The sequence below is a fragment of the Tissierella sp. genome (assembly GCF_052089545.1).
Classification (GTDB): domain Bacteria; phylum Bacillota; class Clostridia; order Tissierellales; family Tissierellaceae; genus Tissierella_A.
On the sequence record NZ_JBQDAA010000154.1, the window covers coordinates 1 to 5,813 of the forward strand.

At 29.0% G+C, this 5,813-nt stretch carries 5 protein-coding genes; all 5 read left to right on the plus strand.

What is annotated here, in order from left to right; genetic code table 11:
- The first annotated feature begins 192 nt into the window (after positions 1-192).
- Positions 193-600, plus strand: coding sequence for an RrF2 family transcriptional regulator (locus tag ACTHW2_RS10115; RefSeq protein WP_442263798.1), 408 nt, complete (start codon positions 193-195; stop codon positions 598-600).
- 27 nt (positions 601-627) lie between these two features.
- Complete coding sequence (nifS, locus tag ACTHW2_RS10120) at positions 628-1,806, plus strand: cysteine desulfurase NifS (protein WP_442263799.1); 1,179 nt, start codon at positions 628-630, stop codon at positions 1,804-1,806.
- A complete protein-coding gene (gene nifU / locus ACTHW2_RS10125) occupies positions 1,806-2,237 on the plus strand; it encodes a Fe-S cluster assembly scaffold protein NifU (protein WP_442263800.1) in 432 nt (143 codons plus the stop codon). Before nifS ends, nifU begins: the two co-directional genes overlap by 1 nt.
- Before the next feature lie 50 nt (positions 2,238-2,287).
- The gene (locus ACTHW2_RS10130) at positions 2,288-3,472 is read left to right on the plus strand and encodes an AI-2E family transporter (protein WP_442263801.1); all 1,185 of its coding nucleotides are present in this window, start codon (positions 2,288-2,290) and stop codon (positions 3,470-3,472) included.
- Between the two features lie 112 nt (positions 3,473-3,584).
- Positions 3,585-5,813, plus strand: a 2,229-nt coding sequence (gene alaS / locus ACTHW2_RS10135) for an alanine--tRNA ligase (protein WP_442263802.1), incomplete at its 3' end; no start/stop codon positions are given.

Consider the following 5,813-nt stretch of genomic DNA (forward strand, 5'->3'; position numbering starts at 1 on the left):
CTCAAATTTGAGGGATCTTCTTATTATCATTTTATATATAATTATTAAAACAAGAAATATCAAAATAAATCTTATCATAAAAGATATATTAAAATTATAAAAATATATTTAATCTTGACACTTTTAGTATGATATTGTATACTGAAAACATAAAGTCCAGTGAACTAGTGGGGATTAAAAGAGGTGATTTAAATGAAATTATCTACTAAAGGGAGATATGGTCTTATGGCTATGTTCGAGTTAGCCATGGAATATGGAAATGGACCAATTTCTTTGAAAACAATCGCTCAAAAACAAGACCTTTCAGACAATTATTTAGAACAACTTTTTGCAGTACTTAGAAGAGATGAATTATTAAATAGTGTTAGAGGATCACAAGGAGGGTATATGTTAGCTAGACATCCTAAAAGTATAACTGTAGGTGAAATACTTAGAAGCTTAGAGGGAAGCTTGGCTCCTGCTGGTTGTGTATCTGAGGATGATAATGATTGTTGTAAAGATGAAAATTGTGCTACTAAACTTGTGCTTATGAGAATTAAAAATAGCATAGATAATGTAGTAGACTCTATTACTTTAGAGGATATGATTAATGATATATAAAAGATAAAAATATTTAGGAGGACGATTATGAGAGAATATATATATATGGATAATGCAGCTACAACGCCTGTAAAAGATGAAGTTTTAGAAGAAATGATACCTTTCTTTAAAGAGAGATATGGCAATCCTTCTAGCATATATAGTATTGCACAGGCTTCTAAAACAGCTGTAGAAAAGGCTAGGGAACAAGTAGCAAATGCGATAGGAGCAAAAAAAGAAGAGATATATTTTACTGCTGGGGGTTCTGAATCAGATAATTGGGCAATTAAAGGAATTGCATATAGAAACAAAAGAAAAGGCAATCATATAATAACTTCTAAAATAGAACATCATGCAGTACTTCATACTTGTGAATATTTAGAAAAAAATGGATTTGAAGTAACATATTTAAATGTTGATGAAGACGGTGTAGTTGATTTAGAGGAACTAAAAAATTCTATAAAAGATACAACTATTCTTATAACTATTATGGCAGCAAACAATGAAATAGGAACTATACAACCTATAGAAAAAATAGCTGAAATTGCTAAATCAAAAGATGTATTATTTCATACTGATGCTGTGCAAGCTATAGGAAGTATGAAAATAGATGTAAAAAATATGGATATAGATATGCTATCATTGTCAGGACATAAAATATATGGTCCTAAAGGAGTAGGGGCCCTATATATAAGAAGAGGAGTTCAAATAGACTCACTTATAACTGGCGGTGGACAGGAAAGGAAAAAAAGAGCTGGTACTGAAAATGTTCCAGGTATAGTAGGATTAGGTAAAGCTATAGAATTAGCATATGAAAATTTAGAGGAACATAATAATAAATTGATTCTTCTTAGAAATAGTTTAATAGAAAAAATAGAAAATAATATAGATGAAATAAAATTAAATGGGCATAGAATAAATAGGCTTCCTAACAATGTTAATTTTTCATTTAAATATATTGAAGGTGAGTCTCTACTTCTTAGTTTAGATATGATGGGGATTGCGGCTTCAAGTGGATCTGCTTGTACCTCAGGAGCACTTGATCCTTCACATGTTCTTATGAGTATAGGGTTAGGACATGAAATAGCTCATGGATCTTTAAGACTTAGCTTGGGAGACTTTAACACCGAAGAAGAGGTAGATTATGTAGTAGAAGAATTAAAAAAGATAGTTTTAAGACTTAGAAAAATGTCACCATTATATGATAAACTTAAGGAGGAAAATTAATGTATTCAGAAAAAGTTATGGATCATTTCACAAACCCTAGAAATGTAGGAGAAATAGAAAATGCAGATGGTATTGGTGAAGTAGGAAATGTAAAATGTGGAGATATAATGAGAATGTATTTAAAGATAGAGGACAATACTATAGAGGATGTCAAATTTAAAACATTTGGATGTGGATCTGCTATTGCATCATCAAGTATGGCTACTGAACTTATAAAAGGAAAAACAATAGAAGAAGCTATGGACTTAACAAATAAGGCAGTAGCTGATGCACTAGATGGTCTTCCTCCTATTAAAATGCATTGTTCAGTTCTTGCAGAACAAGCAATTAAGGCAGCACTTTTAGATTATTCTAAAAAAAATGATGTTCATATAGAAGGTATAGAAGATGTAAACTTTGATGATGACCATCACCATGATATAGAAGAATAAAATATAATTAGGCAGCACTTAGCTGCCTAATACATATTGGGAGTGAAAGTATGATTGGGCAAGGTTCACCAGATATTTTTATAAAAGCTATTGGTATATTATCTATCATTTTAACTTTTTTAGTAATCTATTATCTTATCAACATAGGTAATAGATTTGTTGATGTAAGTAAAAAAATAAAAATAAAAAACAAATGGATACTTTTAGTCTTTATATTTTTAACAGTCTCATATTTTTTATTTAAGTTTTTTCAAAAACATCCATTCCTATATGATATATTAATAACTATTATAATATCTATTGTACTTGCTTACGCATTAAATCCTTTGATAAACAAATTAGAAAAACGTGGAATAAAAAGATTAGAGGGTGTATTAATAGTATATATATCAATACTGGCAATATTTTTTGTACTTGCATTTTTAATAATTCCAAAATCAGGAAAAGAGATTAAAAGATTAGTTACTGACCTACCTGTTTATTTTGATCAATTATCAAATTTAATAGATGAATTATATACCAAATATTATTCTATTTTAGGTGGGCTTCCTCCTATGTTTAAAGATATTGAAACTGTAGTAATGGATAATATAGTAAATGTTGAAAATGCTCTAGTTGATGCATTGAAAAATTTCTTAGGAGCTATTATAGGTATGACCTCTAAAATAATAAATATAATATTAACTCCTATTTTAACATTATATTTTATAATAGATAAAGATTACTTTGTAGATAAAACTAAAAAAACTATACCAAAAAAACATAGAGAGGATGTGGTGTATCTAGCAACTACAATAGATACATCGCTTTCAAATTTCATTAGAGGACGTTTACTTATGTCTTTATATGTTGGGGTTTTTACAACTATAATGCTACTTATATTTGGAGTGGATTTTGCATTTGTAATAGGTTTAGTTACCGGTATCTTTGATGTTATTCCATACATTGGACCTTTTATAGGATACGTACCTGCCATGTTTTTTGCACTTATAGAAAGCCCTATAAAAGCTATCTGGGTGAGTATACTATTTGTAATAATACAATGGGGAGAAAATAATATATTAGCTCCAAAAATAATAGGTGAAAATATGGGAATACATCCACTTACTATATTACTTTCTATTATAATAGGTGGAGGAATATTTGGTGTATTTGGTATGATAATTTCAGTACCGCTTGTAGCAGTTGTTAAAATAATATATGAATTTATAAAATCTAAAATGCAAACTTCATAGTTTTAGAAAATTGACAAATGTTCGATATTAAATTATAATCCAGGTATGTATAAAAATCTCCTTATAATAAGGAGATTTTTAATAATTAAATGAACGAAAAAGAGGGATAAATATGAAAAAAACAGGATTACATGAAATTAGAAAAGAATTTTTAAGTTTTTTTGAAGAAAAAGGACATTTAGTTGCTCCTAGTTTTTCTGTAGTTCCTAAAAATGATAAATCCTTACTATTAGTAGGAGCTGGTATGGCACCATTAAAAAAGTATTTTACTGGGGAATTAAATCCGCCTAAAAATAGAATGGCTACTTGCCAAAAATGTATAAGGACAGGAGACATTGAAAACGTAGGTAAGACTGATAGGCATGCTACATTTTTTGAAATGTTAGGGAACTTTTCTTTTGGAGATTATTTCAAGAGAGAAGCCATACAGTTTGCATGGGAATTTTTAACAGAAAGATTAGAAATAAATAAAAAAGATATTTGGGCATCAATATATTTTGAAGATGAAGAAGCTTTTAAAATATGGAATGAAGAAATAGGTATTCCAAAAGAAAGAATAGTTCCACTTGGAAAAGAAGATAACTTTTGGGAATTAGAAGTTGGTCCTTCTGGACCTTGCTCTGAATTGTATATAGATAGGGGTAAAGAATATGGGTGTAATTCTAAAGAGTGTAAACCAGGATGTGAATGTGATAGATTTATTGAAATTTGGAATCTAGTATTTACTCAATTTGATAAAGATAAAGAAGGTGTTTACCATCCTTTAGACTATCCAAATATAGATACAGGTATGGGCTTAGAAAGAATTGCAGCTATTATGCAAAATGCAGATAATATATTTGAAATAAGGGAAATAAAAGAAATTATAGAAAAAATAGAGAGTTTAAGTAATTATAAATATGGTACAGATAAGATTAAAGATGTTTCTATTAGAGTTATAACTGACCATGTTAGAGCGATGACATTTTTAGTGTCAGATGGCGTACTACCTAGTAACGAAGGAAGAGGTTATGTACTTAGAAGACTTATTAGACGTGCTAGTAGACATGGGAAACTCTTAGGTATAAAGGGGGAGTTTTTAACTGATATAGTAGGAGTGTTAATAGAATCTTGGAAAGTAGAATATGAAGAGCTTGTAACAAGAAGAGTTCATATTAAAAAGATAATAAAAGCTGAAGAGGAAAAATTTGAAGAAACTATAGATTCGGGTATACAAATTTTAGAGAATTATATTGGAGAAATGAAAAATAAAAAAGAAACTACATTAAGCGGTAAAAAGGCATTTAAACTATATGATACTTATGGTTTTCCTTTAGATTTAACACAGGAAATATTAGAGGAAAACTCATTTTATATAGATGAAAATGAATTCAATATAGAGATGGACAAACAGAGAAATAGAGCAAGAAATGCTAGAGATGATGGAGACAGTGGTTGGGGATCAAGTATAGATCTTAAACTATTTAAAGATTTGGAATCAGTGTTTAAAGGATATGAAACTTGTACAACTAATTCTAAAATTATATCTATAGTAAGTGAAAACAAAAATGTAAATAGATTAGAATCCGATGAAGAAGCTATACTAGTTTTAGATAAAACACCTTTTTATGGAGAAACAGGTGGACAAGTAGGAGATAAAGGTATAATTTCAAACGAAAAATTTAAAGCAGAAGTATTAGATACAAAACACACTAAAGATGGACTTACTATACACATGGTTAAAGTCTTGGATGGAATTTTAAAATTAAATGAAAAAGTTACTGCTAAGGTAGATGAATCAAGAAGAAACTACATTAGAAGAAATCACTCTGCAACTCATTTACTTCATAAAGCTCTTAAAATTGTTTTAGGTGAGCATGTAAACCAAGCGGGATCAATAGTTCTTCCAAATAGATTAAGATTTGACTATACTCATTTTGAAAGTCCTACACAAAAAGAGATTGAATCAATAGAAAAAATAGTAAATAGAGAAATCTATAAATCACTAGAGGTTAATACAATTGAAACATCTTTAGAAGAAGCACAGAATCTAGGCGTAGTGGGATTATTTGAAGAAAAATATGGTGATCTAGTACGAGTTATTCAAATGGGTGACTTTTCTAAAGAACTTTGTGGTGGAACTCATGTAAAAAACACTTCTAATATAGGTATGTTTAAGATAATATCAGAAGGTGGCATAGCTTCAGGGGTTAGGAGAATAGAAGCTATGACAGGTCTTTCTGTATACGAGTATTTAAATAATAAAGAAAAAGAAGAAAAAGATTTAAGTGAAATTTTAAAAACAAATAAAACTGATATAGTTGATAAGACTAAATCAATTATGAAAGAATTAAAAAACAAA